Annotated in this window: 27 protein-coding genes; 10 read left to right on the top strand and 17 right to left on the bottom strand. The window is 60.6% G+C overall.

Features of this window, described 5'->3' with window-relative positions; all coding sequences use genetic code 11:
- Nucleotides 1–22: 22 nt before the first annotated feature.
- On the top strand, nt 23–1,120 hold the full coding sequence (locus ACO9S2_RS04570) for an AI-2E family transporter (protein WP_423720763.1): 1,098 nt from the start codon (nt 23–25) through the stop codon (nt 1,118–1,120).
- Nucleotides 1,121–1,213: 93 nt separating this feature from the next.
- Here ACO9S2_RS04570 and ACO9S2_RS04565 read toward each other — a convergent pair whose 3' ends face one another.
- The 4 genes from ACO9S2_RS04565 to ACO9S2_RS04550 all read right to left on the bottom strand — a co-directional run bounded on the left by ACO9S2_RS04565 (nt 1,214) and on the right by ACO9S2_RS04550 (nt 5,847).
- Nucleotides 1,214–1,807, bottom strand: coding sequence for a Tll0287-like domain-containing protein (locus tag ACO9S2_RS04565; RefSeq protein ID WP_423720762.1), 594 nt, complete (start codon nt 1,805–1,807; stop codon nt 1,214–1,216).
- Complete coding sequence (locus ACO9S2_RS04560; protein WP_423720761.1) at nt 1,759–4,266, bottom strand: ATP-binding protein; 2,508 nt, start codon at nt 4,264–4,266, stop codon at nt 1,759–1,761. Before ACO9S2_RS04560 ends, ACO9S2_RS04565 begins: the two co-directional genes overlap by 49 nt.
- Before the next feature lie 4 nt (nt 4,267–4,270).
- Entirely contained in the window at nt 4,271–5,317 is a 1,047-nt protein-coding gene (locus ACO9S2_RS04555) for a sensor histidine kinase (protein WP_423720760.1), read from the bottom strand.
- Between the two features lie 95 nt (nt 5,318–5,412).
- A complete protein-coding gene (locus tag ACO9S2_RS04550) occupies nt 5,413–5,847 on the bottom strand; it encodes a response regulator (protein ID WP_423720759.1) in 435 nt (144 codons plus the stop codon).
- Nucleotides 5,848–6,487: 640 nt separating this feature from the next.
- On the opposite strand from ACO9S2_RS04550, the gene ACO9S2_RS04545 reads away from it, so the two are divergent.
- Nucleotides 6,488–6,727 carry a BolA/IbaG family iron-sulfur metabolism protein gene (locus ACO9S2_RS04545; protein WP_423720758.1) on the top strand — a complete coding sequence of 80 codons (240 nt, stop codon included), beginning with the start codon at nt 6,488–6,490 and terminating at the stop codon, nt 6,725–6,727.
- A 35-nt stretch (nt 6,728–6,762) separates the two neighbouring features.
- Entirely contained in the window at nt 6,763–7,086 is a 324-nt protein-coding gene (locus ACO9S2_RS04540) for a glutaredoxin family protein (protein WP_423720757.1), read from the top strand.
- 95 nt (nt 7,087–7,181) lie between these two features.
- On the opposite strand, the gene ACO9S2_RS04535 is transcribed toward ACO9S2_RS04540, so the two are convergent.
- Entirely contained in the window at nt 7,182–8,453 is a 1,272-nt protein-coding gene (locus tag ACO9S2_RS04535) for a hypothetical protein (RefSeq protein WP_423720756.1), read from the bottom strand.
- A gap of 30 nt (nt 8,454–8,483) precedes the next feature.
- Nucleotides 8,484–9,134: a PspA/IM30 family protein gene (locus ACO9S2_RS04530; protein WP_423720755.1), complete on the bottom strand. Its 651-nt coding sequence runs from the start codon at nt 9,132–9,134 to the stop codon at nt 8,484–8,486.
- 189 nt (nt 9,135–9,323) lie between these two features.
- On the opposite strand from ACO9S2_RS04530, the gene ACO9S2_RS04525 reads away from it, so the two are divergent.
- Nucleotides 9,324–10,127, top strand: coding sequence for a hypothetical protein (locus ACO9S2_RS04525; RefSeq protein WP_423720754.1), 804 nt, complete (start codon nt 9,324–9,326; stop codon nt 10,125–10,127).
- A 23-nt stretch (nt 10,128–10,150) separates the two neighbouring features.
- Here ACO9S2_RS04525 and ACO9S2_RS04520 read toward each other — a convergent pair whose 3' ends face one another.
- From ACO9S2_RS04520 to ACO9S2_RS04480, 9 genes are all read right to left on the bottom strand, one after another.
- Nucleotides 10,151–10,555, bottom strand: coding sequence for a hypothetical protein (locus ACO9S2_RS04520; protein WP_423720753.1), 405 nt, complete (start codon nt 10,553–10,555; stop codon nt 10,151–10,153).
- Between the two features lie 155 nt (nt 10,556–10,710).
- Nucleotides 10,711–11,445 carry an SDR family NAD(P)-dependent oxidoreductase gene (locus ACO9S2_RS04515; protein WP_423720752.1) on the bottom strand — a complete coding sequence of 245 codons (735 nt, stop codon included), beginning with the start codon at nt 11,443–11,445 and terminating at the stop codon, nt 10,711–10,713.
- Nucleotides 11,446–11,467: 22 nt separating this feature from the next.
- On the bottom strand, nt 11,468–12,169 hold the full coding sequence (locus ACO9S2_RS04510) for a TIGR04282 family arsenosugar biosynthesis glycosyltransferase (protein ID WP_423720751.1): 702 nt from the start codon (nt 12,167–12,169) through the stop codon (nt 11,468–11,470).
- A gap of 123 nt (nt 12,170–12,292) precedes the next feature.
- The gene (locus ACO9S2_RS04505; protein ID WP_423720750.1) at nt 12,293–12,985 is read right to left on the bottom strand and encodes a TIGR04283 family arsenosugar biosynthesis glycosyltransferase; all 693 of its coding nucleotides are present in this window, start codon (nt 12,983–12,985) and stop codon (nt 12,293–12,295) included.
- A 6-nt stretch (nt 12,986–12,991) separates the two neighbouring features.
- Nucleotides 12,992–13,396, bottom strand: a complete 405-nt coding sequence (locus ACO9S2_RS04500; protein ID WP_423720749.1) for a hypothetical protein — start codon at nt 13,394–13,396, stop codon at nt 12,992–12,994.
- A 3-nt stretch (nt 13,397–13,399) separates the two neighbouring features.
- Nucleotides 13,400–14,554, bottom strand: a complete 1,155-nt coding sequence (locus ACO9S2_RS04495; RefSeq protein WP_423720748.1) for a 2'-deoxycytidine 5'-triphosphate deaminase — start codon at nt 14,552–14,554, stop codon at nt 13,400–13,402.
- A gap of 7 nt (nt 14,555–14,561) precedes the next feature.
- Nucleotides 14,562–15,683 carry a KamA family radical SAM protein gene (locus ACO9S2_RS04490; protein ID WP_423720747.1) on the bottom strand — a complete coding sequence of 374 codons (1,122 nt, stop codon included), beginning with the start codon at nt 15,681–15,683 and terminating at the stop codon, nt 14,562–14,564.
- Nucleotides 15,684–15,781: 98 nt separating this feature from the next.
- Nucleotides 15,782–16,027: a glutathione S-transferase N-terminal domain-containing protein gene (locus ACO9S2_RS04485; protein WP_423720746.1), complete on the bottom strand. Its 246-nt coding sequence runs from the start codon at nt 16,025–16,027 to the stop codon at nt 15,782–15,784.
- Nucleotides 16,028–16,135: 108 nt separating this feature from the next.
- Entirely contained in the window at nt 16,136–17,623 is a 1,488-nt protein-coding gene (locus tag ACO9S2_RS04480; protein ID WP_423720745.1) for a hypothetical protein, read from the bottom strand.
- Nucleotides 17,624–17,894: 271 nt separating this feature from the next.
- On the opposite strand from ACO9S2_RS04480, the gene ACO9S2_RS04475 reads away from it, so the two are divergent.
- The 6 genes from ACO9S2_RS04475 to ACO9S2_RS04450 all read left to right on the top strand — a co-directional run bounded on the left by ACO9S2_RS04475 (nt 17,895) and on the right by ACO9S2_RS04450 (nt 24,774).
- Nucleotides 17,895–19,388 (top strand): phosphatidylglycerol lysyltransferase domain-containing protein, encoded by a 1,494-nt coding sequence (locus ACO9S2_RS04475; protein ID WP_423720744.1) that lies wholly within the window; start codon nt 17,895–17,897, stop codon nt 19,386–19,388.
- A 76-nt stretch (nt 19,389–19,464) separates the two neighbouring features.
- Nucleotides 19,465–22,509, top strand: a complete 3,045-nt coding sequence (locus tag ACO9S2_RS04470) for a PAS domain S-box protein (protein ID WP_423720743.1) — start codon at nt 19,465–19,467, stop codon at nt 22,507–22,509.
- 87 nt (nt 22,510–22,596) lie between these two features.
- On the top strand, nt 22,597–23,415 hold the full coding sequence (locus tag ACO9S2_RS04465; RefSeq protein WP_423720742.1) for a CbbQ/NirQ/NorQ/GpvN family protein: 819 nt from the start codon (nt 22,597–22,599) through the stop codon (nt 23,413–23,415).
- A 27-nt stretch (nt 23,416–23,442) separates the two neighbouring features.
- Nucleotides 23,443–23,760: a DUF167 domain-containing protein gene (locus ACO9S2_RS04460; RefSeq protein WP_423720741.1), complete on the top strand. Its 318-nt coding sequence runs from the start codon at nt 23,443–23,445 to the stop codon at nt 23,758–23,760.
- Nucleotides 23,760–24,194, top strand: coding sequence for a glycine zipper family protein (locus tag ACO9S2_RS04455; RefSeq protein ID WP_423720740.1), 435 nt, complete (start codon nt 23,760–23,762; stop codon nt 24,192–24,194). The genes ACO9S2_RS04460 and ACO9S2_RS04455 overlap by 1 nt, the downstream gene beginning before the upstream one ends.
- Nucleotides 24,195–24,336: 142 nt before the next feature.
- Nucleotides 24,337–24,774, top strand: a complete 438-nt coding sequence (locus tag ACO9S2_RS04450; protein ID WP_423720739.1) for a hypothetical protein — start codon at nt 24,337–24,339, stop codon at nt 24,772–24,774.
- A 169-nt stretch (nt 24,775–24,943) separates the two neighbouring features.
- On the opposite strand, the gene ACO9S2_RS04445 is transcribed toward ACO9S2_RS04450, so the two are convergent.
- Nucleotides 24,944–25,558 carry a hypothetical protein gene (locus tag ACO9S2_RS04445; protein WP_423720738.1) on the bottom strand — a complete coding sequence of 205 codons (615 nt, stop codon included), beginning with the start codon at nt 25,556–25,558 and terminating at the stop codon, nt 24,944–24,946.
- Between the two features lie 5 nt (nt 25,559–25,563).
- A complete protein-coding gene (locus ACO9S2_RS04440; RefSeq protein ID WP_423720737.1) occupies nt 25,564–25,998 on the bottom strand; it encodes a ferredoxin-thioredoxin reductase catalytic domain-containing protein in 435 nt (144 codons plus the stop codon).
- Nucleotides 25,999–26,028 lie beyond the last annotated feature (30 nt).

Here is a 26,028-nt window from a genome sequence, read left to right as displayed (position 1 = left end):
ATGACCTGAGCCAACGACGCGTATGACTCGCCCTCAACTCTTTGCCGCGGTGTTTTTCGCCCTCCTGGCGCTGTTGCTCTACCAGATCGGGCTCATCCTCCGGCCCTTCTTATTCCCGGCCTTGTGGGCCAGCCTGCTGGCCCATTGGGTCTTTCCATTCCATCGCCGGCTGACGCAGACGACAGGAGGGCGCGACACGCTCTCCGCCGGTTGTCTCACGTTCGGGGTGCTGGCGGTGGTCGTCGTTCCTCTGGTGGGAATGAGTGTGACGCTTGTGGGAGAAGCGGGGGCGGCGGAGGAGGCCATATACGAGTGGATCGCCGCAGGAGGACTCCAGCAACTACCGGAGCAGGTGGCCTCTGTCCCGCTGATCGGCAACTGGCTGCGGTCGATGCTGACGGCTGAAAAGATGCAGGCCTTGTCGATGGAGGATTCGGTGATGGCGGGGGCCAAGTGGCTCAGCCAATTCTTCATGAGCCAGATGGGGGATCTGCTGAAGAACGCCGTGGTGCTCGTAAGCAATTTCTTCGTCATGTTGCTGGTGCTCTTCTTTTTGCTCAAAGACGGCGAGCGATGGCTCGGGGCGTTGTATGAATTGATCCCCATGGAGGAGTCGCACAAGCGAAAGATTGTGGGCCGGCTGGATCAGACCGTCCGCGCGGTCGTGAAGGGGATGTTGGTAACGGCGATGGTGCAGGGCGTGCTGGCGGGCGGGGCCTATCTCGCGCTGAGCGTGCCGTTTCCGGTGGTCCTCACGGCGCTGACCATCGTGCTGGCCCCGATTCCTTTCGGCGGCACGGCGTTGGTCTGGGGGCCGGTTGTGCTGTATCTGTTCTGGATCGGGGCGGTCGGAAAGGCGTTGGGGATGCTGGTATGGGGAGTCGGTGTCGTCTCGACGGTCGATCAGTTTCTCCGCCCCTGGCTGATCGGGCAGGAGGTGCAGATTCCGGTGCTGCTCCTGGTCCTCTCGGTGCTCGGCGGGCTGGCTTTGTATGGTCTGCTCGGGCTCTTCGTCGGCCCGATTATGGTGAGTCTCTTCATGACGGCGATTCAAATTTATCGGGAAGAGTATCAAGTGGGCGAATCTTCGTCGCCCGCTCCCCCCGCGACTCCCTCCTAGCGTTCTCGTCTCGCAGCAGGGCTCAGCCATCAGAGGTGTTGAGCTCTGCCTCATCTTCGCGGGCGACGACCGGGGGCTGATCGTTGATCCGGATCACTCCAGCGGAATCGTGATCGCGATGCCCCCCATCACATCGTTCACTTTAAAGTTCCGTTTGGGACTCAAGGGGTGACTGTTGTGGCAGGCGATGCATGTCGGAGAGACGGCGCGATCCGGGTAAATGGCCTGGAAAAACTGTTTTTTTCCGCTGGTGACAATGCCGGTGACCGGACGATCCGGTTGCTGCGTCAAGGTTTCCAGCGCCTTCCGTTCAAAGTCGGTGGCGGGGGCATTGCGTTGATAAATCGGGGAGAGCCCGATGAGCCGGTATCGGATGCCGCGCCCGCTTTCGGCGACGAGCCGTCCCGAGTGTTGCAGGAACTGGGCGGGCAGCGGCAGCGCATTGTCATGCTCCCAATGCTCGGTGGCCTTGACGATGCCTTTCTCCTGCATGCGGGTCACCACTTGGGTGGTGTAAATCGTCCGGTCTGCTTGCAGGATGGCCTGGACATAGTCCGCGACCTTCTCAGGCGGGATGCCCTGAGCGCCGGGCGGTTCTTTCGCCAGCGGGGAGAATGGTGTCGCGAGCAGGGCTCCGATCACGAGCGTGACGGCTGCGGCTCCGAGCGTGGTGTTGACGCGGTCCATGTCTCCTCCTCGGATGATGGGGGGGGAAGTATCGCCGGCAGGGTAATGAAACAGGTCGTGCCCTGTCCCTCACGACTGTCAATCCGGAGGTCTCCTCCGAATTTCCGGATGATGCGCCGGGCGACCGTCAGGCCCAAGCCCGACCCCTCCCCCTGGCCCTTTGTCGTAAAGAACGGGTCGAAGATTTTCGCCAGGTGTTGTGGCGAGATTCCTGGGCCTGTGTCGCTGATTTCGGCTGTCGCGAGCCGGTTGGTCACCGTTGTGGTGAGGCTCAGTGTGCCGGTCCCTTTCATGGCCTGCACGGCGTTCATGAGCAAATTCATCACGGCCTGCCGGAGCTGGTCGGGCAGCGCCAGGACCATGGTCTCGCCCGCATAGAATTTCTCTATCGTGATCCGCCGCATGTCGGCGGCGGTATGCATGGCGGTGAGCGCCTGGTCGATCGTCTCTTCCAAACATACGGGGATGCGCTGATCCGAGCTCTCCCGTGTGGTGATCCCGGTGAAGTCGCGGATAATGGCGGCCATGCGCTGTCCCTGCGCGACGATATCGCGGGCATGGGACTGGGCGCGGGAGAGGTCGGTCTCGTCGAGAATGGCTTCGCCGAGGCCGACGATGCCGAACAGCGGATTGTTGAGCTCGTGTCCGATGCCGGCGGTCAGCACCCCGAGGCTGCCGGACTTCTCCGCCTGAATCAGCTGATCCTGCATGTGGCTTTCTTCGGTGGTGTCTCGCAGCACAAATCCAATCCGAGGCTCCTCCCCCGGGCGGCTTGGGAGGCGGAACCACTGATAGTGATAGGTGCGCGGGCCGATCTGGAGTTCCGACCGGGATCGGGAGTGGCCGGCTTCTTGGCTCATGGCCGGAGCCAAAGGGTCTCGTGGCTCCCCGCTCTGGGCCGGCGAGCCGGGTTCTCCCCCGGCCGCATCCTCCCGCAATCGCGTCTGAACGGCCGAGCCGAACGGTTGCAGTGTGGAGAGAGCGAACGGCGGGGCGGCCTCCGGAGAAAGATGAAACGCCGCGCGAGCCGCGCGATTTATGTACTGGACCGACTCTCGCGCGTCGAGCAGGACAATGGGCGTGGGCACGGCATCCAGGATTTGATCCGTGGATCGTTGGAGGTAATTGACCTCCTGGGTTTTGAGGGTCACCTGGTCGGTCAGTCCCGCGAAGGCGGCTTGCAGCTGGGCGTTCATCCGGTTGAATTCATCGGCCAGATCCTGCAACTCGTCGCCGGTGCGAATGTCGATGGTGGTACGGAGTTCTCCCCGTCCGATGGCCTGTGCCGCCTGTTGCAGTGCGCGCACGGGCGTGACGATCCGGCCGGCGGCGACATAGCCGAGCACGGCCAGGAGGGCGAGGGCCACGCTGCCGAAGACGATCAGCCAGGTAAAGAGGTGTTGAATGGGGGCGAACAACTCGTCGGAAGCCTGCCAGACGAAGGTATGCCAGGAGCCGCGGTCGAGCGATCCATTCGTGGCCCGGCTGGTTTCCGGCAGCGGCGCGAACCCGATGATCGACGCCGTATTGCCCCCATGTCCGTCGCTCGGAGCCTCGACCCAGCCCGGCTGCTGCGGCGTGATGAGGGGAATCAGACTTGTGTCGGACAGCGCGACACCGGTGGGCAGAATGGGGCAGCTCATGACGATTCCCCGGCTGTCGATCAACATGACATGGCCGGTTTTTCCGAATCGGATCACGTGCGTGGAGGGGGAGAAAAATTCTTTGGCGTCGATCACGCGATGCAGCACGCCGACGACTTCGTAACGCAGGCTGTCCATGACGGGCATTGAAATCGTGAACACATAGGCGTCCGCCTGTTTGCTGAAATGGAGGTCTTCGATATACAGCTTCCCTACCCCTTTGTTGTAGGCCCCCTGCCACCAGGGAGTGTGGCCGTGCCGGTAGTTCGGCTTGGTCGTCATGGCGGCCACCAGGGTGCCCTGAATGTCGGTGAGGAAGAGCAGCTTGGTGGCGGAGCGCACAACCTGGGGAAGCAGTTGATCGGCGGCGCTGCGCGTGCCGGTATAGTACTCGTGCAGCAAGCCGGCGAGGGGACTGGCGGTGATGTCTTTAAGCAGATCGGGGTCGCGGGCCGCCCAGCGGGCCTCCGCATCGGCATCGACGGGGCGTAGTCCCTGAGCGGGCGGGTTCCCGCGCGCGTCCCGTCGGCGCTCAAGTTCCTGGACGACCGCAGGGTCGTTGGCGATGCGGGAGGTGCGTGCGATTTCGTCGGCCACCAGCAGGTCGAGCTTTCGGGCCGCTTCGGTGGCCAGGGCCTTGAAGCTTTCTCCATTGACGTCCCGAATTTCTTGCGATCCTTGCCAGAAGGCCATGCTCAATCCGATGACAAGCGGGACGGCGCCGACGAAGAGCATGGAAAGGATCAGCTTGGACTTCAGGCCCCACCGGGAGGCGCGTTGTGTGTGCGGAGCATGTGCCGGCCTGGGTGTGGTCATGGAGTCACACTGGTGTTGTGCGGGGCAAGGCGATGGTGAACGTGCTGCCGACTCCGACGTCGCTTGTCACGGCAATGGTGCCGTGCATCTGATGTATCACGTGCTTGATATTATACAGCCCCAACCCGGTGCCCTTTCCCGGAGGCTTGGTCGTAAAGAACGGCTCGAAGATTTCGTTGAAGAGGTCGGGGGGGATGCCGCAGCCCGTATCCGAGACCTGAACGGAGACGACCGTCTCTTGAATCATTGTGCGCAGGGTCAGTGTGCCGCCGCGCTCCATGGCCTGGACGGCGTTGGTGATGAGATTGACGAAGACGTGCAGGAGTTCGTCGGGATTCCCCGGTATGGTCGCATCCGGCGCGTAAAGCTTGACGACCTCGATGTCTTGAAAGGCGACGGCGTAGCGGGCAATCTTGAGGGCGTCGTCGAGCTTCGTATTCACGTCCACCAGGCTTTGTTGGTGGGCGGCGGACCGCCGGGCGTAAGAGGTGAGATCTCGGCAGATCGCCGTTGTCCGCTTGACGGCGTCAATGATCTCGCGCGCCTGCTCGTGGACGGTGTGAAGGTCAGTTTCCTCTGCCAGATTTTCAGCCAGTCCAAGAATGAGCTGCAGAGGGTTATTGATGTCGTGGGCGATGCCCGCGGCAAAGGACCCGATACCGGCGAGTTTTTCCGCATGAAGGAGTTCGGCTTGCAGGGCGGACTCGTGCTGCACCAGTTCCCAGACGACGCGTGAAGCCGACCCGCTGAGCACGTCGACGCCGGACCGGACTTCCCGGCGAAGCCGTTGATCCATGGTAGGGTCCCCGGTCACATCCAGAACCAGCTGGGTGTGATGGTTCTGGAGGAGATCGTCGATCTGGTCAACCACGGGGATATGAAGATCGCGCGCCCGCTGCAGACCGGGGGCGCGCGGGTCGCGGTCGCTGATGCCGACGATGTCGATCGCGGGGATCTGGTGCAGCAAATCCAGCAGGGCGGTTCCGCCACGCCCCGCCCCGAGGATGGCGACTTTGGTGGGAGGAGTGTGCAAGGGGCGTGTGGCCCTCATAGGATGAGTCTTGTCCGAGAATGTCGAGACGGGGGAGGACGGAGGAACAGTCCCCCCCGCTCGGTTAAGTTCAGGACGATGCGGGGCCAAGGGGTTCATAGCGGCGCGAGTTCCCTCTGTTCCATGGCGCGTGCGACGGAGGCTTTGAGTTTCTCGCCCTCGACAGGCTTCACAAGATAATCGACCACGCCCTGCCGTAGCAGAGAGGTGGCCATGTCGGTATCGGGGAAGCCGGTCAGCACGATCAGGGGCACGCGCGGGTAATTCTGGCGGAAATACGCGATGGCTTCGATGCCGTTGACCTTCGGCATACGGATGTCGCAGATCATAACGTCGAGGAGCAGCCGGTTTTCTCCGCTGTTAATCGTTTCGATGGCCTTCTCGCCGTTCTCCGCTTCCAAGACCTCATAGCCGGCTTTCTGCAAGGTCATACGGACGACTTTGCGGATATCCGCTTCGTCATCCACGACGAGGACGCGCCCGTTGCAGCTTTCATCCCCGATAAAGAACCCTGATTTAAATTCCGTCATGGCAGCCTCCTTGGTGGTGGATGATGGCACATGTTGGGTTGGTCCGGTTCATGGTGCCTCTTGTGCTTTTCTGTATGAGCAATCCGGATGCCTCGCATCACGCGAGTGAAATGCCGTGCTATTGAATGATTTCATGCTGCGTGGGGTGACAATGCGGACATGATTGGTTGAAATCCACCACCGGAAGTGGTTGAGAAGCACCGAGTAGTGATGAGGGGGGACGCCAATTCAGGTTGTATTGGCCACCACATGCGTCGAAGGAAGGCGACGCCGACGATCAGGAGCACGGCAGGCCAGAGTAGCATCAAGAGATACATTACTCCTTACTGCGTGACGGTTGGTATGCAAGCGCATGGCGCAAAGAACGTGGGGATCGACGACTAGTCCGTATGGATGGTTGTACTCAATGAGAATGAGATTGTGGCGGTTACCGAGGGTGCCGTGTGGAGAGCAGAACGTGGCCCCTGTGCTCGTGCCAAAACTGGTCCATTTTGGATGGAAAAAGGATTCGATTTCTCTGTCCGCGGGCTGGTTGTTTTGTGCGGAAGCTAGGGGCCCACAGGCAATCGTCCGGTGCCAAGGGTGAATTGCCTTTCCAGTTTGGGCTAAGGTATTCTCCGATGGGAAAACGGAGGAGTGGATGATTACACCAGCGGTATTGACGGACTATATTCACAAGAGCATGCCGGATGCGGTCGTGACGGTCACGGATCGCACCGGAACCATGGATCACCTCAAGGTGGTGGTAGTCTCTGACGCGTTCCGGGGGAAGAATTTACTGGACCGGCACCGGCTGATCTATGCGGCGTTGGATGTTCCCATGAAAGACGGACGAATCCACGCGTTGGAGTTGACGGCGCGCACCAATGACGAAAATTAGGCAAAGTTGGTTGAGCGATACAAAGGAGGCCGATGATGGCAGATCCCATTGAAGAAGAAATCCAGCAGGAAGTGAAAACCCATAAGATCCTCATCTACGGGAAGGGGACCAAGCAGATGCCGATGTGCGGGTTTACCCGTGAGACTATGCAGTTTTTCGATAAGTATGGCTATCCCTACGAGGTGATCGACGTCCTCTCCCAGCCGACCAAGAGGGAAACCCTTACGAAGATCACCAAGTGGCCGACGCTGCCGAAGGTCTTTATCGACGGCCAGTTCTACGGGGATACTGACATCCTCGATCCCATGGCCGCCAAGGGCGAGATCGAACCGCTGCTGAAGAAGGCGTTCGGAAAGTAAGATCGGGTTCGGGAGCGTTGCAGGACAAGGCAAGAAACCGGGGGCGCGAAGTACATGCCCCCGGTTTTCCATTTGAGCGAGCGACGGGTTTCGTCTTACCGCCAGGCTTTCATTTCCTCCTTCAACAGCACCAACCGGCCGAACATGCGGGTCGCGTGTTTCTCCAGGTACGAAGCACTCAAGAGAACAAGGATCCCGGCTGCCGCAAGCAGCGCCCAGGGGCTCTGGGCATACAGCTGCACGGCAAACCGGAGGTGGTATCCGATTCCGAAGATCAATCCGACGATCCCGGCTGAGAAGACCGCACGTTCCTGATAGCGGAAGCCGGCGAAAATCATGAACGTAGACAGAGCCACGCAGAGAAACGATGACAGCAGTATTGCCTGCGTGCCCATCTGAGCGAGCAGGGAGATGAGGGCCAGCATCGAGGCGACCTTCCGGTAGTACGCACCGCCCCCTGAAGAGCGCAGCGACAGCGCGGTCAATAAGGCGCTGAACGGCAGCAGCGTCATCAACGGGGCGCCCTGAGTGCTGAAGACGGTGGGGAAATATTGGAACGCGATGACGCTCCATCCGAGTGTCATCGGGGCAGTGCTCAGGGCCTGGATGCGAGACTTCTCTGTGTCCTCCTTCACAAAACGGGGGAGCATCTCGAAGAACAGCGCGCCGACGAGCAGGCTGGTCATTCCGATAAACAGATCACTTTGCGGATAGAACGCCGTTCGTGCCGCCAAAATTCCGCTCGGCAGCAGGAGCAGCAAGCGGCCGATGATGCCTTCCCCTGTCCCGCCCACCGTTGTCCCGGTGACGAAGCGTGAATCGATCCACAGCGTGAGCGTGGCGACGGCGATCAAAACCAGCGTCGCCGGCAGCCCGTGCCGGACGGGAATCAGCAGGCTGCTGCACGCGAGCAGATAGACACCCGTCAGCAGGCGGGCTTGCGGCCGATTCAAGGCCGAAAATCCTATTAAGGCGATGGGGCCGAGGAGAAGAACCGTCGCGGCTCCGTTCAGCGCGATCTGGCCCCAGCCTGCTGCGTCATAGAGCAGCGAGCCGGGCAGCGCCCCGTTGTCGGCTGACACCATCGAGTGGATCATCGCGCCGAGTTGGGAGTATTGAGCCGCGATGCCGGCGACGGCCAGCGCTAAGAGCGTTCTGGCGCTCTTGTCTTCCTTCACGCGAGAACTCAGAAGGATACCCAGTCCGGCGAGACTCAGCAGATATCCGAGAAACAGGTAGTACCGCAGCTGCGATCCGAAATTCTGCCACCCCTCCAGCATAAAACTCGCGCTGGCTCCCAGGAGCAGCAGCGAACCCATCCAGCGCAGCAATTGTCCGAGTTTCTGTATGTCCATCCAGCGTTCCATCGTGGCCCTCCTTCCTGTCGCGGGGTCGTGTTAGTGCTTGTGTTCAGCCATCAGTTCCAATAAGGTGGCGCGGACCCCTTCGTGATCCTCCTTCTGCCGGTACGCCAGTTCGAAATCGTCCGTCAGCAAGGCGGGGCCTGTCACATAGCCTTCAGCCTCCGATACCCGCGTTTCCCACCGATCGAAAATGCCGGTGAGTTCGTCCAGCGCGCTTGTGCCGTCCGATTGAATGGCCTTCATCGCCTCGGCGCGGAACTGTCTCGTAGCCAGGGTATGTTTCTTCCGTTGCAACTCGTCCAGCTTGGATTGAATTCCTCGGAGGTCATCGACCAACCGGGCGCGAAGCTCTCGCGCCTTGGTTAATTGGGATTCTGTGGACGCCGCTTCCTCTTGAGCCCGCGTCATCCGGCGTACGCATTCCAGAGCCCGGGCTTCATCCTGTGTGCCGGCCTGGAGGGCCCGGTCTTTCCATTGCCCCGCATCCTTGCGCAGGTCAACGAGCCTGGCCGCCAGCTTGTCCTCATCCTGCTGAAGCCGTGCAAGGCGTGCGGTGGCCCGGGCCGAGGCGGCTTTCACCTCCTGCATGGCTTCCGTGACCAGGGCCTCGTGATTCTCGATCTGATCGAGGAACGCATTGAAGTTGGACTGAATGGTGGCGTTGATGCGTTTGAAAATGCGCATGTGAACCTCCTGGTGAATGAGTGACCGTCTGGGGCGAGTCTAGCTCGGTCAGGACCGAATGAAGGGGGAAAGAAGTGACACTGTTACAGCGCCTGTCAAATAGGGCGGTTGCGACAAAGGTGAATCTTGTTTTTCAGGAACTTAGGTGAATGGTAATCTTGTGACACTGTTATAAATGGCGCGTTCGCTATGACCAAAGGAAAAAAGACCCATCTTGGGAGGCACCGGGCGCTCTTCGATGCCGCCGCCATCGGGGCGCATGCGCGGTTTTCAGCTCAGGGATTTCGACAGAAGGACCTGCGATTCCTCATTGAGCTCTTTTCGAACTGGCTGGAGTCAGCCATGGAGGGGCCGAGCCTTGCGGTCGAGAATACGCAGATTGCGAGGTATCTGGCTGTACTCGTGAGTGACGGGCTGGCGAAGCAGACCGGGGGCCCCAGACAGCCCCGGTATCGGCTCACGCGATTCGGGTTGATGGAGAGTCTGGCGCGGCTGGTCCATCGGCGTCACTGGTGGCCCATCGAAGAATTCTTCTTCGTCTATCACTTTCTGGAGAGTTACCACGCCAGGATTGAGGCGCTCATCGCGAAGGAAGGGAGTATGTTCCCCGGCACGATGAAGCTGGAGATTGCCCGGCTGCTCGATCTTAAGAGTTTTGTGACGCGGCAGGAGCAGTTACTTGACCGGGAGATCGCCAAGCTGGACTTGCGAATCGGGGATTGTCGGAAGACCAGCGAGTTGGCCAGGAAGTTGAAGGAGAGAGGGACTGCATCCGATTTGATTTTGAAAGAAATACAAGAGAAGGTCCCCTATCAGCTCAATAACCTGAAACCGATGGCGGAGTTGTTTCGCGAGACGCCGGATGAAAATTGGATCTGGGAGATGGAGGTAGGGTCACAACAGCGCGCCGTGAGAATTTTCACGCCGTTGAAAGAGTTGCTGGTGCACATGCGTAGCCAGATGGGGGCCCTCAAGGGCAAGGCATCACTGTAACGTGCTTCTTGTGAGGCTGGGATCTATCGTTTCGCTTCCGGTGGCGGCCAGTTCATTTCGGTGTGCCTGCCGCAGTAGAAGCAGCAGAGACGGTAGCGCGCTTTGCGGCGGGGATTGGGCATGGAGATGAAGGTGATGGGCGTATCGTCGAACGGACAGGTCGGTTGGTCGTGGAGCAGATGCATCTCCGCCATCATCGTGAGTGAGGCAACGTCCCAGGACGGTGAGTGCTCTTCCTTGCCTGTAATTTTCTCAACCGATTGACAGCGCTCACAGGTCGCCTCGTAGGTCTTGATACGCGCGTTGTGCGGGGTGAGATCGACGACGTCCATCGGCCCGCCACAACCAGGTTTGGAACAGGTGAGGTGTTCGTGCTGCAGGGCTTGAACGAAACGACGATGTGCTTCACGTTCTTGGTCTGTTTTCATTACCGCTCCCTTTCTTTCCCCTCACCCAAGCGGGGTGATTGGGTTGGTTTCACATTGCGCGCATTGACAGAGCGCCGCCCCTAATCTGAAAATATGACCTGGATCTTTGGCGCGCGGTCAGCGAGCACTGAAACTAAGCCGATCACCTCAGCTCCTCATATCCCCCACGCTCCGCTGATCTGAATATTCGCCCCGTTCACATAGCGGGCGTCCTCGCTTAATAAGTATCGCACTGCTGCGACCGTGTCGTCGACCGTTCCAATATAGCCTGCGGGAATGCGTTTGGTCATCCCCGCCAGTTCTTCGGCCGGGGCGCTGCCGGAATCAATGAAGCCGGGCGAGACGGCATTCACGGTGATACCGTGCGGCGCCAGGAGTTTGGCCAGGGTTCGTGTGAGGATGAGCACCCCGGCTTTGGCGATGTAGTGCGCCGTCACATCGGTCTGGGAGATCATTTGGTCGGCATTGGCCATGCTGAAATTGATGATGCGGCCGCTTTTACGGGCTTTCATGCCGGGTGCCACCGCTTTGGCCAGATAGAAAATAGGATGGAGGTTGCCGTCGAACATCTCGTTCCAGCCCTCGACGGTTTCCTCGAAGAGGTTCACGCGGTGGTAGGGACCGGCGCCGTTGATGAGGACGTCAATCCGTCCCCAGCGCTGCTCAACCTGTACGATGAGGTCTTGTGCAGCCGTCGGGTCCGACACGTCACAGCGGATGGCTAGCGCCTGTCCGCCCCGTTCCGTGATGGCCAGGGTGGTCTTTTGTGCCTCGGATTCACTGGTGCGGTAGCAGTACGCGATCTTCCAATGTCGGGCAGCCAAGTCGAGCGCGACTCCGCGCCCGATGCCTTTGGCCCCGCCGGTGATGAGTGCCACTCGTTCATTCATGCTGATGATCCTCTAGCGAGAGTTAGACGCGGGAGCGAAGCTTTTTCCCGATGAATTGCAGGGCTCCAGCTGTGCGTGATGAAAATGCTTGTTCATTTTTCGGTTTTTTGGCGTCGAGTAGGCTGGCTTCGATCAGGGCCTGGAGATCGTCGATGGTATCGACATCGCGCCACTCAGGCAGGCAGGCGGTCTTGAGTCCGAGGGCAGTGGCTTTCTCCAGGGTCAGGGCCAGCACGCGGTCGGTGGACCAGGGGATATCGGCGAAGAGTTCCGGAACTGGTCGTTTCAGGCCGATCAAATAGTATCCCCCATCGAGGGCCGGACCCAGCACGAGGTCGTTCGTCTCCAGGAGGGCGAGGGCTTGTTGGTAGTGTTCAAGCGGGAGCGACGGCACATCGGTCCCGACGATGAGCACGCGTTGATATCCCTTGACGAACAAGGAGTCGAAGGCCTGCCGCATGCGTGTGCCCAGGTCGTCGCCGACTTGATCGATCAGCTTCACGCTCTGTCGCTCCTCCATAATCTGGAAGAAGACGAGTGTGGACGAAGGCGCACAGGCCAGATAGCGATCGATCGGCAGCTTCAGCTTGGAGGCTGCCAGTTTGGTGCGCTCGAGCGTGTCGAGGACAAAGCTGCCGTGCAGGGTAGCTGCTTCGTCCGGCGTCAGCGGAGGGGACAGACGTGTCTTGACCTGGCCGGGCACGGGAGCTTTCGCGAAGATCACGAGGGCGCTTCCTGCGCCCTGCCGGCGAGAGGCTTGAGACAAGGGGCGAGAGGTGGACTGTGGCTTTTTCGCGTCCGTCGATAGGGGTTTCATCTGTTCCTCTAGCCTCGTGTCCCGCGCCTTCTAGCGCACGGCCCTGTAGAAGCAGTTGAGTCGATGCGGATTCACGCCGAGCCAATACAGGAAGCGGAGGGTCCACATCAAGAGAATTGTGCGGAGGGGGCCGTTCTGTTCCCAGCGCCGAAAGGAGGTGGTGACGACCTCGGTGAGCGGTGCCGTGGGGCCCAGGCGTTTTAACCGGCGGCTGAATTCGATGTCTTCCATCAAGGGGATGTCCGAAAACCCGCCCATCTGTTCGAAGACCTGGCGCCGGACAAAGATGGCTTGGTCGCCGGTGGCGATGCCGCTGAGCCGGGATCGCCGGTTCATGAACCAGCTGATCATGTCGCCCCAGCGCGAGGCGCGATCGAACCGGACGTCGAAGCGGCCTCCGACGATCTTGCGATCTGTCAGAGCGGACTCGATGACCGCCTTGGCGTCGGGAGGCAACTCTGTGTCGGCATGCAGGAAGAGCAGAATATCGCCGCGACTCGCCTTGGCGCCTTCGTTGAGCTGCCGTGCCCGGCCCTTTTGCGCTGTGATGAGGCGGGTTGAGGGTACCCGGTCGCAGCAGGCCCGGACCATGGGGATGGTGGGGTCGGTGCTGCCCCCGTCGCTGACGATAATCTCCTCGAATCCCAATGCCACCGTGCGCGTGAGGGTGCGCGCGATGGTCGAAGATTCGTTGAGGGTGGGGATGATGACGGAAATCGTCATCTGCACTTATCTGTCGGGTTGTTTCGGCTCTCTGAACATGAAATACATCACGATCACGACGGTCGACCAGAAGACGACCTGCTTGTGCCAGAAGAGCACTTCGCCGTAGTGGAAGAATCCCAGCCCGATCGCAATGGCGCCGATCATGACGCTGTAGCGCCAGGTCGGATTCTCAATCACCGCGTTGGCCCAGACGGCGACGCCGCCGAAATAGATAAGGAGCGGCACGGCGTTGATCTCAAATCCGCCGCTGATCGACAGGAACACGTTCAGGAAGCCGATGAACATCAGCGCGGTGCCGGTCATCATGCCGGCGACCCGCAGTTGTTTATCCCCTCCGGTGTCATCGTCCGCAGGCTGAGGCGACGGAGTGTGAGACGGATCTTTTGACGGGAGATCTGTGGGAGCCATAACCTAGACTTTAAAGTGTTTGCTGAGTGTGAGGGCCTGTCGTTGATAGGAGGACCCCAACGTGGTGCCGTATAACTGAGAGGGTACGTCGAGCATGCGGTCATATACAACCTTAAAAAATGTCTGCCCGTCGTGGATCAAAAAGGGCACGTCATGCGGGCGGACTTCCAACACCACCTGTGTGCCCTTGATCTCGCCCTCGGCGCCATAGCCGAACCCCGGGTCGAAGAATCCCGCATAATGCGTGCGGAGTTCCCCGCAAGCCGCTTCATAGGCGACCATCTCGGCGGCGTAGCCGGCCGGGACGCGGATCCGTTCCTTCGATGCCAGAATGTAAAACTCTTCCGGCTCCAGGAGCAGGCTGTCGTGCCGGTGCCGGTGGAGCGGCTCCCAAAAATCGGCGGCGGCGTAGTGTCCGACTTTGGCCAGATCGATGACGTGACTGTTCTTCTTGGCACGATAGCCGATGATGTTCGAGCCTGTGCGGTCTTCCCCCTTGAGGTCGATGCGCAGGAACAGTCCGCGTTCGGCTCGGAACTCACGGCGGCCCAAAGGCTTTCTGGGCGCGCTGTTGTGGTAGAGGAGCGGGGACTTGCTGTGAATGGTCTGCAGCGCCGCGTCGGTCACCGTGGCCTCCCCCCGGACAAAGCGGATTTGGTTCAGAGACTGCCCGGTCCGCACCTTGATCGCAAACGACCGCGGGACTACTTCCAGAAACAGCGGGCCCTGGTAGCCGGCGCGGATTTCGTCGAAGCCGGCGTTCAGATCGGTGACGATGCGGGTGAAGACATCCAGCCGGCCGGTGGTGCTTTTCGGATTGGCCCTGGCCCGGAGGGTCTTCGGCAGCTTGAGGGTTTCGAGCAGAGGCACCAGATAGACATGGCCCTTTTCCAGAATAGCGCCGTCGGTCAAATCCATCTCATACATCACGAGATCGGATTGATAGAAGTCGAGCACGTTGAGCCGTGAGGAGATCGCGGAGAGTTCCGGGAGAAAGCTGCTGATGAGCCGGTAGGCTTTGCGTCCCAGGCGCAAATCGAGACTGGCCGGCTGAATCTGCCGGTCTTCAATCGCCGGGGAGGCCGTGATCGCCCGGTTCACAATCAGCTGCTTGATGTCCTGGTAGGGAAGAATGCCCTGGGATGCGCGCCGACTCACCGGGTGTTCACGCCTCCTCATGATCGTTCGTACAGGAACCCCATCCCGGGTGCGCGCCGACCATCGGGAGTTCGCGGCCCTGCCCCTGTTTGGGTTGGGGGTAATGGAACGTCTTGTTTTCGTAATTCCTGAGCATGGCTCCGTCTTCATCGAGATGGACGAGGTAGTCGTCGGGGAGGAGCGGAATTTTCCCTCCTCCGCCGGGCGCATCGATGACGAAATGCGGGACGGCCATGCCGCTGGTATGACCCTGCAGGGCTTTGATGATCTGCAGACCGGTTTCGACGGTCGTGCGGAAATGGTTCGTCCCCTTGGTCAGGTCCGCCTGGTAGAGATAATAGGGCTTTATCCGGGCGAGCAACAGCTGATGAACGAGGCGTTTCATGATCTCAGGATCGTCGTTCACGCCTTTGAGGAGCACCGTCTGCGCGCCAAGCGGAACGCCCGCGTCCGCCAGCATGCCGCAGGCGGCTTTGACCTCGGGTGTCAATTCGTCCGGGTGATTGAAATGCAGGTTCATATAGATGGGATGGTATTTCTTGACCATCTCGCAGAGCTTCGGCGTGATCCGCTGCGGCAAGGTGCCGGGCACGCGCGAGCCGATGCGAATGAGCTCCAGGTGCGGAATCGTCCGGAGGGCCTTGAGCACCCGTTCGAGCAGGTAGTCGGGCAACAGCAGCGGGTCGCCGCCGGAGAGAATCACATCCCGCACTTCTTGATGCTCGCGCAGATAGGTGATGGCCCGGTCCAGCTCGCCCTTCTTGAGAAACCCCGGTTTCCCGACGAGCCGCTTGCGGGTGCAAAAGCGGCAATAGATCGGACATTGGTTGGTGACCATTAGGAGCACGCGATCCGGGTAGCGATGCACCAAGTGGGGTACCGGGCTCATGAGATCTTCTTCGAGCGGGTCGTCCTCGGCGTCGATATCCGCCAGCTCAGCCATTTCGGGGACGACCTGTTTCCAGATCGCGTCGCCCTTTTCTTTGATCGTGCCGAGCACGGTCGGGGTGATCCGCATCGGGTAGGGGCCCACGATCGCTTCTATTTCCTTTTCATCAACGCCGAATCGTTCGGCCAGGTCCTTCGGCTTCACGATGCTTTCGGCGAGGATGCGTCTCCATTCCTCCACGAGTTCATGGCCTCCTTTTCAAGAGTTCACACCATTCGCGGCAGGGAAAGGACAGCCCCTGTCGCCGATCGTGCGGGAACACAGGGATTGTCGAGAGCTCACGACGAGGTCTTGGCATAGTGTGTTTCAAGGTGGGAGAGAATGTCGTGGGTTTCAGTCAAGACGGTCTCCCCGTCTTGCAAGACCGGCACATAATACTGCCCTGACACGTCATAGACCTGTTTTCGCATAGGTCGAACATCCGGCACGATCACGTCGTCGTAGGCGACCCCGAGCTCCGCGAGTTTGTCGCGCACGACTTCACAGTCAGGACACCAATCGACGTGGAACAGCGTCAGGGCCATAGTACTCTTAGGCTACCATGGACATCCATGAAAGTGGAATGAGGCATTTGGGGAACCCTGAACATATTCCTGAGTGTCCCAGGCGGGAGCGTGCCGTAGTCTGGCGATCTATTGAGGGTGAACGGCACAGGGGACCATGATGGCGTCTTTCATGCCGTGGATGATCTTCTTTTCCGCCGAACAGATGGTCGCGAGGATGCCGGCGAGCTCGGCCTTCCCCTCGGCCACGAAATAATAGGGTGAGAGGCGGGCGCGTCCGTTCATCCGTAGCATGGCGTTGGATGCGGGATCCCAGTAGTCCAGTTCGAACAGGCGCCCTTTGTGGAATTCCTGCAGGATATAGGGCGTGGTCGGAAACGACGACAGGGCCTGCTCAATTGCCGCGGCCCATTCGGCCTGCGGGAGATCGTGTCCTACCGAAACGCCCCGGCTGCCCCAGGCGAGCTCGGAAAATCCGGAGGGCTTGATGACGTAATGCCGCTCCTTCTGGGTGGCTCCGGCCAGGTCGCGCCAATTGGTGACGGCCCGGCCTCCCATCTGAAGGCCGGGAATGGTCGCGGCCGGGGGAATAGGGGCCGGGTCGAGCAGCCAGGTACGCGGCATAATCGTCGTCAGATCGAGGAACGTGGGCGCGCCCAATTCCTTTTCCCAGAACGGCCGCAAGACCGGGTGGTGGAGCAGGGCAAAAGCCGATTTCTCTTCCAGCGCCGGCTTGTAGGGCGGAGTGACCGCCGCCCATTCCTTCTTCGCGGCGTATTGAATCAGCTCGGCTTTCGGGATATTCAACAGGTCGAACAGTTCATAGAAGCGGTAGATCAGGGCGATCGGCTGTTCTCGCGCGTCCAGCCGAAGTCGCAATCCTTCCTCCGTGAAGCGGACGTCACGAGGCTCAACGCAGTAGGTCTCAATGCCCTGCTCGCGGAGCCGTGCGGCCAGCCAGGCCATCTCCGGCCGGTAGTCTTTTGCTTCTTCCGACACGACGATGGCGATACAGCCGGCTCGTGTGCCCTGCACCGCCCGTAACATGGCGGCAAACCCTCGCACCATGCCGTCTCGTCCTCCGACCAACGGCAACGGGGTCTCGTCGAGCCCGCCATACACGGAGGAGAGGCAGGCCGTGAGGCCGATCCCTCCGGGGACGGAATCCAGTTCCGTGATAACCATGCCGTCCTGCGTCGGAATGACATCCGGCCTGATGACGGCAGGCAGGTCATCGCGGAAGCGCTTCATTCGGCTGTAGGCGATTAACGCTTCGGGTTTACCCTGATCGAGATAGCGCGCCACCCAGGCCGGTTGGGTGCCCTTTGCGCTCTCCAGATAGAGCCGGTTGAGGGCTCGATACAAGGTCAAAAGCCGGGGCCCCAGCTTCGTAAAAAATGCCAGTTGTTCTTGTGAGAGGAATAGCGGACAGGGGCTAATCCGCCAGGTAGTGGCGGCCTGAGAGCCGGCGGGACCGGCCTCGTGCGCGGCCCCTTCCGCCGGCGCATACAGTCCGGCCATGATGACCCGGGATCGAATGTCCGCACAGCGGCGTAAGGCGAGATCTGCGGCCAGAGACGAACAGGGGGTTGCGGGATGTGCCTCAGTCTGTGCCAATGGGGAATCCTTGCGGAGCAATCGTCCGGACGATTCAATAAAGGTGCAGGGATGCTACCACGGTGATGAGAGCCCGACAAGAGGATTACAGACCTCAAGCCCACGGGGTGATGGCGCTGCTTGCGGTGCTGCTTGAAGGTGTTTCCTGGCAATCGTTGAATGTCCCCGCGCCGGTGCATCATCACACCGCCCGGAGATGAAGGGCCGGGAGGGTGATTCGAAGCAAAGGTTGCTTGCTCGATGCTGCAGCCCATCGTATGATGAGGGCCTGATGACGCCTGCCCCGGTGGAGCCCAACTCGCAGCTGACCATACGGCAGCCTCTGCCGCAGATGGTTCCTGGCGCAGTGTGTGCGCAGTGCGATGTCTGTTGCCGCTTTCCTGAGTCCGACAGCTTTCTCCGCCCATACTTTACGCGGGACGAAATCAGCGCGGCGGTTTCCCTAGGTGTTTCGACTGATTTGTTTGACGATCCGGCCGGGTCGCAGATTGCCCTTGTGAAAGATCCCGCCGGCGAAGGGTTTCATTGTCCGGCCTTCAATCCCGTGACGGCTCAATGCGGCATCTATCAAAGCCGCCCGCTGGATTGCCGACTCTATCCTCTGGCGCTCATGTGGAATGCCGGAGGGGATCAAGTGGTCTTGGGGTGGGATACGAAATGTCCCTTTATGCGGGAGGCGATTCCAGACGAGATTCGCCTGCATGGGGAGCGGGTGCGGGATGTCCTTGCGCAGGAGGATGCCCTTCGGGCACTGAGTGAACACCCTCGTCTGATCGGCCGGTATCAAGAGGATGTGGTGGTGCTGGCCCCGCTGCCGGAAGTTACGCGGCGGGTCACGGCCCTGCAGCCGGACCGGCGGCTTCAGCCGCTGCGCCTGACAGATGCCTCGAGGATGGCGCAGGCGCTGCATGAGGCCAAAATACTGAGCCAAACGGCACTTGCGGCCTTTGCCTTTCCCTATCACTATGTCTGGACAGCGACCCTTCCGTACCGGTGGATCGAACGGGGCGGGGTCTTCTTTCTGTTCGCGCATTCTCCCGACGGCTGGTTTATGCCGCTGCCTCCTCTCGGGGCCGGATCATTCGAAGATGCCGTGCACGAGGGCGTTGCGTTGATGCGGCAGTGGAACGGGGTGTCTCCGGTCAGCCGGATCGAGAATCTCACGGACGATCAAAAGAACATGCTCGATCCGCGCCTGTATCACTATGCGAGCAAAAGCCCGGACTATGTATACCGGGCGAAGGACCTGGCGAATCTGGCCGGTGACCCGTACAAGTCGCAGCGGGCTCTCTGCAATCGTGCGGAGCGGGAGCAGCCGGTGCGGTTCAGACCCTATCATTCCGGCGATCATGACGGCTGCCGGGCGTTATACCGGCGGTGGGCGGCGCAAAAACAACAGGGACAGCTCGACCGGATGGGGCAGTTGCTCCTGGAGGATGCCGAAGCGGCGCACGAGATCGCGTGGGCTCTGGGGGAGCGATTCGGACTGGTGGGCACCGTCGCGGTGGTCCGTGAGCAGATTGCGGCCTACACGTTCGGCTATTGGCTGGAACCCGCGACCTTTGCGGTGCTGTTTGAGGTGGCGGACCGGGCGGTGCCGGGACTCGCGCAGGCGCTGTTCCGGAATACGTGTCGAACCGCATTGCGGAACGGAGCAGACCGTATTAATGCGATGGATGACGCCGGATTGCCGGGATTACAGGAGGCCAAGGCGGCCTACCATCCCATCGCGATGACTCCAAGCTGGATTGCGACCGCGCGTTGATATGACTTTTCCCGTCACCACACCGGACCTCGCACGATCCCGACGATACGGGTGGCTGCCGTTCCTGATCATCTTCATGACCATTTTTGCAGTGGGGATCGGTGTGATCCTCCTGCAATATGTGGAGCTCCGGTTTCTGGCCGCCTCGGGGCACCAACTCACGCTGGCTGCAGCCGAAGTGACGGACAAGCTCGACCGGTTGTTATTCGAGCGTTATGGCGATGCGCGCATGATGGCGCGGGCGTTTGCCCTGCGGTCATCCGATCGCGCCTATCTGGTCAGTTATTTGAACTGGGTCAAGGCGGCCTATGCTCCGATGTATGTCTCGCTGGCGGTGACCAATCAACAGGGAATCGTGATTGCGGCAACCGATTCGGGGATGGTGGGGCAAGACCATAGTCAAAGTGAGTGGTTCCGACAGGCGCATGCGCAACGGGACGTGGTGGTCGGAGACGTTGCGCGTTACGACGGCGAAGAAGGAGAGGAAACGGTCGCGATCACCGCCCCGATTCTCGATGCCGAAGAGACCTTTCTCGGAGTGGTCACGACCCGTGTGTCGGTTTCCGTGCTGGAAGCCGTCACGACCAGGACCATACGCTTGCTCCAGCAGCATGAGGGGTTCGTGGGTGCCGTTGAATATCAGATGCTGGACAAGAGGGGAGACATCTTTGTCGACTCTACCCAGCATTTTACCGAGAAGGTGAACCTCAAAGAGCTGGGGCTCCCCTCTGTGGCGCAGGCTCAGCAGGGAGACCCAGGGTATGTGGAGGAAGAGCATCGTCGGCGGCATGTGCCGGTGGTGACAGGGTATGCCGTCACCAAGGGATATGCGAACCTTTCTGGGTTGCGATGGACGGTATTGGCCCGCATGGACCGCGATGCCATCCTGTTGCCTATTCGGTCGAGTGTCTTCTGGAGAATCGGTAGCGGCGCGCTGTTGATCTGGTTCCCGTTGCTGGTATTGCTCTTGTGGTCCACGGGGCGGTTGCGAGCTGAATATCGTCAGGCGCAACAGGAGAGCGCCTGGGCACGCGCGGCGGAGGCCGCCCTGTTGCAGAGCCAGGAACGCAATCGCGCCATCGTGGATACGGCGCTGGACGGCGTGGTCACTATTGATGCGGCCGGAGTTATTACGGACTGGAATGCGCAAGCGACCGCCATCTTCGGATGGTCCCGCGAAGAAGTGTTGGGCCAGTTACTGGCGGAGACCGTCATTCCTGAACGCGACCGGGAGGCCCATCAGCAGGGGCTGCGTGAGTTTCTCAAGACCGGGGTCGGGCCCATTCTCAATCGACGGGTTGAAATCACGGCGCTGCATCGGGAGGGGCGGGAGTTTCCCGTCGAGTTGTCGGTGTCCCCCGCGCGCATCGGCGAGGCCTATATTTTCAGCGCGTTCATTCGCGATATTACCGAGCGCCGGAAATCGGAGCGGCGGTTGGCGTCGCAATATGCCGTGACACGAGTGCTGTCCGAATCGATGACGTTGGAAGAGGCGGTGCCGAGAATCATTCAAGCCGTCGGCGAAAGCCTTGAATGGGACTACGGGGTGTTCTGGCGGTTCGATAAGCAAGCGGGAGCCTTGCGGTGCCTGAGTCAATGGCATACCCCGACATTCAAAGGCGATGAGTTTGAGTCGTCCGCCTGGCAGCAATCGTTTCAGTCCGGAGAAGGGTTGCCTGGACGGGTATGGGCCAGCGGGGAGCCCTACTGGGTGGCGGATGTCACAGTGGACCCCCGCTTTGTGCGGTCAAGCGTGGCGGCGCAGGCGGGGCTGCACGGAGGGTTCGGGCTCCCGGTCCGGATCGGCAGTGAAATCGAAGGGGTGATCGAATTCTTCAGCCGGTACGTGCGCGAGCCGGACGAAGAATTGCTCAAGATGGTGACCGATATCGGATTGAAGATCGGGCAGTTCGGCGAGCGGACCAAGGCGGTCAAGGCGCTTCACCAGACGGAGGCCCAGCTCAGGCAATCCCAGAAGATGGAGGCGGTCGGGCGGCTCGCCGGGGGTGTCGCGCACGACTTCAACAACCTGCTCACGGTGATTCGGGGCTACAGCGAGCTGGTCCTCAGCCGGTTGTCGGCCGGGGACCCCTCAAAGCGAGAACTTGAAGAAGTGAAAAAAGCGGCGGATCGTGCGGCCGGCTTGACGGGACAGCTCTTGGCGTTCAGCCGCCGCCAATTCGTGGCGACCAAGATCGTGGACTTGAACGCCCTGGTGGCGAATATGGACGGCATGCTCCGTCGCCTTCTGGGCGAAGACATCATCGAACTCTGTTCCGAGCTCGATCCGAACCTGGGGGCCATCAAAGCCGATCCCGGGCAGATTGAGCAGGTCATCATGAATCTCGCGGTCAATGCCCGCGATGCCATGCCGACCGGCGGACGGCTGACCGTGGCGACCCGCAATGTGTCGATCGGCAAGGGTGCGCGCCGCGAAATGATGGTGCTGGAGGAAGGGGAGTATGTGCTGCTGACCGTGAAAGACACGGGGCAGGGGATGGATGATGAGACGCAGTCGCATATCTTCGAGCCTTTCTTCACGACTAAGGATAAAGGCAAAGGCACCGGTTTGGGGCTGTCCACGGTCTACGGGATTGTGAAACAGAGCGGCGGGGCGATCGGAGTGGACAGCAAGGTGGGGCGCGGTACGACCTTTAAAATTTATTTCCCGCGTGTGGACGGGGTGGTGGAAACCGGGGCGAAGGCCGTCGTCAGTGGAGAGAGTGTCCAGGGACGGGAAACCATTCTGCTGGTTGAGGACGAGCCGGCCGTCAGAGGACTTGTGCATGAAACGTTGCGCTTGCAGGGGTATACCGTACTGGAAGCGCGTCACGGGATTGAAGCGTTGCTGGCCGGCACGAAGCATCTCGGGACGATCCATTTGCTGCTGACGGACGTGGTGATGCCGCAGATGAGCGGTCCGGAAGTGGCGGAGAAGCTCTTGATGGTCCGCCCTGACATGAAGGTGCTCTACATGTCCGGCTATCCCGATCATCCGGTGTTCTCTCAGGGTGGCATCAAGCGGGACACGGCTTTCCTGCAAAAGCCCTTCACGCCCACGGCGCTGGCCGAGAAGGTCCGCGAGGTGCTGGACGGGGCCGGAGTCGCACGATCGGCCTGACGTGAGTTGGCGCCGAATTGCTTGATCTTCCCCCGTCGTTCCGTTTATCGTGAATCTATTCCTCCTTGTTATTAAGGTAGAGACCACATGAACCAGCCAGGACGAGAGCTTGATATCTGTTCCTTCCGCATCGACCGGGAGCCGTTCTATGCCGAGGTGCGCGGCGAGGTCGGCCTGTTCACGATTGCCGCGAAGAGCAAGATGCCGGTCATGCTGAAGGGGCCGACCGGCTGCGGCAAAACCCGGTTTGTGCAGCATATGGCGTACAAGTTGGGGCGGCCGCTCATTACGGTGGCGTGCCATGAAGACCTTACCGCCTCCGACCTTGTGGGGCGCTATCTTCTGAAGGGGCAGGAGACGGTGTGGGTGGACGGCCCGCTGACGCTCGGCGTGAAGCATGGCGCCATCGTCTATCTCGACGAAGTGGTCGAGGCGCGGAAAGACACCACCGTGATCATCCATCCGCTCAGCGACGATCGCCGGGTGCTGCCGATCGAGAAGAAGGGGCAGATTGTCGAGGCCGCCGATGATTTCATGCTCGTCATTTCCTATAACCCCGGGTATCAAAGCGTTCTCAAAGATCTCAAGCAAAGCACCAAGCAGCGGTTCATGGCGATCGAGTTCGACTATCCGCCCGCGGCGGTTGAAACCACCGTGGTGGAGCGGGAGGCGGGCGTAAACCGGGACATCGCCGAAAAACTCGTGAAGCTTGGAGGCAAAGTCCGCAACCTCAAAAATCACGGCTTGGAAGAAGGCGTCAGCACCCGGCTCCTGATCTACGCCGGCACCCTCATCAAGCAGGGAGTCGCGCCCGATCAGGCCTGCGACGCGGCCATCGCCCGTCCGATCACCGACGATCCGGATATGCAGCGGAGCATCCAGGAACTCGTCAAAGCCATTTTCTAGCCCACGCCGTCACGATTCCTTTCACACATGACTCATCCGATCGTCCAGGACACCAAGGGCGGCGCGATCCTCACCATTCAGGTCCAACCGAAAGCCTCCAAATCAGAGTGCGTCGGTCTGCACGGTGACGCGCTCAAGATTCGGGTGGCGGCGCCCCCCATAGACGGGCGGGCGAATGAGGCCTTGCTCGCGTTTCTTGCCGAGCGTCTTGAGGTGGCTCCGTCAACGCTCGCGATTCAATCCGGGGCCGGGGGGCGGCACAAGCGGGTGTTGTGCAAGACGCTGAGAGCAGCGGAGGTGCTGGCGCGATTGGGCCTGACAGCGGGGAAAGGGCCGGTGGTTTGATGACGCGATGGAAACCGCCCGTGTTTGTAATGCTATTCCTGTTGACTTCGGCCTGTTCGAGTGCAAAGCCTATCCTATATCCCAATACCCATCTGCAATCGGTGGGGAAAGAGGTGGCGGAACAAGACATCGAAGCCTGCAGGCAACTGGCCGAGTCAGCCGGTGCGGAAGAAGGCAGCGGCAAAGGCGGCCGGGTGGCGGGAAGTACGGCCGCGGGCGCGGGCATCGGCGCCGCGGCGGGGGCGGTCGGCGGCGCCATCTCCGGCGGCGCCGGGACCGGGGCCCTCATCGGGGCGGCCGGCGGAGCTGTGTGGGGCCTGCTCACGGGACTCTTCAGCGCCTCGTCCGGAGGGTCGCATCCTCCGGAGGCCTATACGAATTTCGTCAATCGCTGTTTGCAGGAAAAGGGGTATGAGGTGACGGGCTGGCAGTGAATGGCAGGGCGGGCTGTGTGTAGGAGAGGTTCCTGTGCTCGCGCATCGCGCACGCAAGAGATGATCGAATTCTCGTAATGGGCGGTGCTCGATGCATGCGCGCAGTAGGAACCCCTCCTGCACACAGCCGCAAGGAGAGAGCATGAAGGACCGGGGACCTAGGCCAATTGTATTCCTGCTTCTGGTGTGGCTGTTGGTGGGCGCTTGTGCAGCCCCGGATCCGTTGCTGCGATCGAATAAACATTTGCAGCTGACCGGCAGGGAGGCCGCGAAGCAGGATATTACGGCCTGTGAAGAGCAGGCTGAGCGGGCAGGATTGCAATCAGGCGTCAATCGCACCGGGAGTGCCGCCAAAGGCGGGGTGTTGGGGACGATCATCGGCGCCGGTAGCGGCGCCTCAGCCGGTCTGATCGGGGGACTACCAGGCGTCGCGATTGGTGCGGTGGTGGGCGGCGGGCTGGGCCTGATCATGGGCACAGCCGGGGGCGCATACGGACCGACTGATCCTGATCCGGCCTATGCTGACGAGGTGGTGCGCTGCCTCATCGCGCAAGGCTATGAGGTCAGCGGCTGGCAGTGAGGGGAAGGGGCGTAGGGGCATCGGTCGATGCTCCTGGCTCGCTGACCGCCCGTGCAGGACTCGATCAAATGTCCAGTTGAGGGCGGTGCATGGTCAATGCGCGCCGGGGAACATCGACCGATGCCCCTCATGGTAGGGGAAGGGGAGGATTTTGGGAAGATGCTGTTTGTTAACAAAGGTTGCTTTTGCAGTCGGTGACGACGAGATTGGTTTCTTTTGCTCCCGCTTCGAGATCCACGAGTAACCAGGCGATTCCTGCCGCTCGCTCCTCTTGGTGCGAGCCAGCCCCTCCCTCTATCAGACTTACGATGTAGTAGCGCCCGGCAGGAATTTTTGTGAACCAGAAGTGTCCGGTCGGGTTGGCTCTGGTGGTCCGGATGTAGGGAGTCAGCCGTTTTTCGGCCAGGAGTGGTACCAGCGAGTCGTGTACGCATTCTGCCGGCGGGCGGGAAGGCGGGGCGCTCTCGCCGGAGGCGCGGTCGCTTTGTGATCCGCAGGACGACGTTCGTATGTGGCGGTCAAACCAGGAACGGGTGTAGGAGGTGATCGGAATGAGGTGCACCGGCACGCCCGCTTGGGTGACTCCTTTCCCCGATGGGGAACTGAGGAATGCCTGGCCTGCCAGGCTGCCGTGCCCCTTGAGTTTGTAGGGGAGCAGTTCTTTCTCGTTCAGAGGCGGCGGGCTCGACGAGACTGGTTCAAGGGCCTGGCCCGGGAGAGACCACAGGCCGCCGAGCAGGATGAAGAAGACGAATCCGAACCGGAGTCGGTCAGGGTAGCGCATAGTTGTTAGGGTGTCGGTGTTGACGGATCCTTGTCCGCTGTATTTGTCGCCGTGACCGCTCTGTGTTTGAGGGCCCGGCCCTTGTCGGGCGTGGGGTCTGTGATGAGGCCATAGACCTCCCGTCCTTCGTGTCCTTCGGGAAGGTATTCGGTAATCGGCATGCCGTCTTCCCGAACGAACAAGAGGCAGTGGCAGTATTTGTAGATCTGCATTTCGTCGCAGGCGCACATCCAGCGGCGGAGCTTGGCTTCGGCCTGTTTGTCTTTGTAGAAATTGCAGGGGCAGAGCGGCTTGCCGAGTTCATCGATATGCATCGCCAGGCCCTTCACCACGGCTTCTGATACGGCCGGATTGGGGTGCATCGTGGTGCCGCTCTTCTCGGCAAATCCCTTCACGTATTTCCACATTTTATCGAGGCTGTCCTGCTTGGGCTCGGCCATGGTCACTCCTTTGGCAAGGGGCAAGGGGCA

The sequence above is a fragment of the Nitrospira sp. NS4 genome (genome assembly GCF_049546785.1).
Taxonomy (GTDB): domain Bacteria; phylum Nitrospirota; class Nitrospiria; order Nitrospirales; family Nitrospiraceae; genus Nitrospira_D.
The sequence above is the reverse complement of the archived record's forward strand: the minus strand, read 5'-3'. Positions and strand labels throughout refer to the sequence as shown.

What these genes read in the sequence shown, in the direction of transcription:
- ACO9S2_RS04570 (WP_423720763.1), top strand. Translation starts at nt 23, where the DNA reads ATGACTCGCCCTCAACTCTTTGCCGCGGTGTTTTTCGCCCTCCTGGCG.
- ACO9S2_RS04455 (WP_423720740.1), top strand. Translation starts at nt 23,760, where the DNA reads ATGACGCGATGGAAACCGCCCGTGTTTGTAATGCTATTCCTGTTGACT.
- ACO9S2_RS04560 (WP_423720761.1), bottom strand. Translation starts at nt 4,266, where the DNA reads ATGACCACACCCAGGCCGGCACATGCTCCGCACACACAACGCGCCTCC.
- ACO9S2_RS04470 (WP_423720743.1), top strand. Translation starts at nt 19,465, where the DNA reads ATGACCATTTTTGCAGTGGGGATCGGTGTGATCCTCCTGCAATATGTG.
- ACO9S2_RS04450 (WP_423720739.1), top strand. Translation starts at nt 24,337, where the DNA reads ATGAAGGACCGGGGACCTAGGCCAATTGTATTCCTGCTTCTGGTGTGG.
- ACO9S2_RS04505 (WP_423720750.1), bottom strand. Translation starts at nt 12,985, where the DNA reads ATGACGATTTCCGTCATCATCCCCACCCTCAACGAATCTTCGACCATC.
- ACO9S2_RS04460 (WP_423720741.1), top strand. Translation starts at nt 23,443, where the DNA reads ATGACTCATCCGATCGTCCAGGACACCAAGGGCGGCGCGATCCTCACC.
- ACO9S2_RS04440 (WP_423720737.1), bottom strand. Translation starts at nt 25,998, where the DNA reads ATGGCCGAGCCCAAGCAGGACAGCCTCGATAAAATGTGGAAATACGTG.
- ACO9S2_RS04525 (WP_423720754.1), top strand. Translation starts at nt 9,324, where the DNA reads ATGACCAAAGGAAAAAAGACCCATCTTGGGAGGCACCGGGCGCTCTTC.
- ACO9S2_RS04500 (WP_423720749.1), bottom strand. Translation starts at nt 13,396, where the DNA reads ATGGCTCCCACAGATCTCCCGTCAAAAGATCCGTCTCACACTCCGTCG.
- ACO9S2_RS04545 (WP_423720758.1), top strand. Translation starts at nt 6,488, where the DNA reads ATGATTACACCAGCGGTATTGACGGACTATATTCACAAGAGCATGCCG.
- ACO9S2_RS04530 (WP_423720755.1), bottom strand. Translation starts at nt 9,134, where the DNA reads ATGCGCATTTTCAAACGCATCAACGCCACCATTCAGTCCAACTTCAAT.
- ACO9S2_RS04485 (WP_423720746.1), bottom strand. Translation starts at nt 16,027, where the DNA reads ATGGCCCTGACGCTGTTCCACGTCGATTGGTGTCCTGACTGTGAAGTC.
- ACO9S2_RS04475 (WP_423720744.1), top strand. Translation starts at nt 17,895, where the DNA reads ATGACGCCTGCCCCGGTGGAGCCCAACTCGCAGCTGACCATACGGCAG.
- ACO9S2_RS04445 (WP_423720738.1), bottom strand. Translation starts at nt 25,558, where the DNA reads ATGCGCTACCCTGACCGACTCCGGTTCGGATTCGTCTTCTTCATCCTG.
- ACO9S2_RS04555 (WP_423720760.1), bottom strand. Translation starts at nt 5,317, where the DNA reads ATGAGGGCCACACGCCCCTTGCACACTCCTCCCACCAAAGTCGCCATC.
- ACO9S2_RS04520 (WP_423720753.1), bottom strand. Translation starts at nt 10,555, where the DNA reads ATGAAAACAGACCAAGAACGTGAAGCACATCGTCGTTTCGTTCAAGCC.
- ACO9S2_RS04465 (WP_423720742.1), top strand. Translation starts at nt 22,597, where the DNA reads ATGAACCAGCCAGGACGAGAGCTTGATATCTGTTCCTTCCGCATCGAC.
- ACO9S2_RS04550 (WP_423720759.1), bottom strand. Translation starts at nt 5,847, where the DNA reads ATGACGGAATTTAAATCAGGGTTCTTTATCGGGGATGAAAGCTGCAAC.
- ACO9S2_RS04535 (WP_423720756.1), bottom strand. Translation starts at nt 8,453, where the DNA reads ATGGAACGCTGGATGGACATACAGAAACTCGGACAATTGCTGCGCTGG.
- ACO9S2_RS04515 (WP_423720752.1), bottom strand. Translation starts at nt 11,445, where the DNA reads ATGAATGAACGAGTGGCACTCATCACCGGCGGGGCCAAAGGCATCGGG.
- ACO9S2_RS04565 (WP_423720762.1), bottom strand. Translation starts at nt 1,807, where the DNA reads ATGGACCGCGTCAACACCACGCTCGGAGCCGCAGCCGTCACGCTCGTG.
- ACO9S2_RS04540 (WP_423720757.1), top strand. Translation starts at nt 6,763, where the DNA reads ATGGCAGATCCCATTGAAGAAGAAATCCAGCAGGAAGTGAAAACCCAT.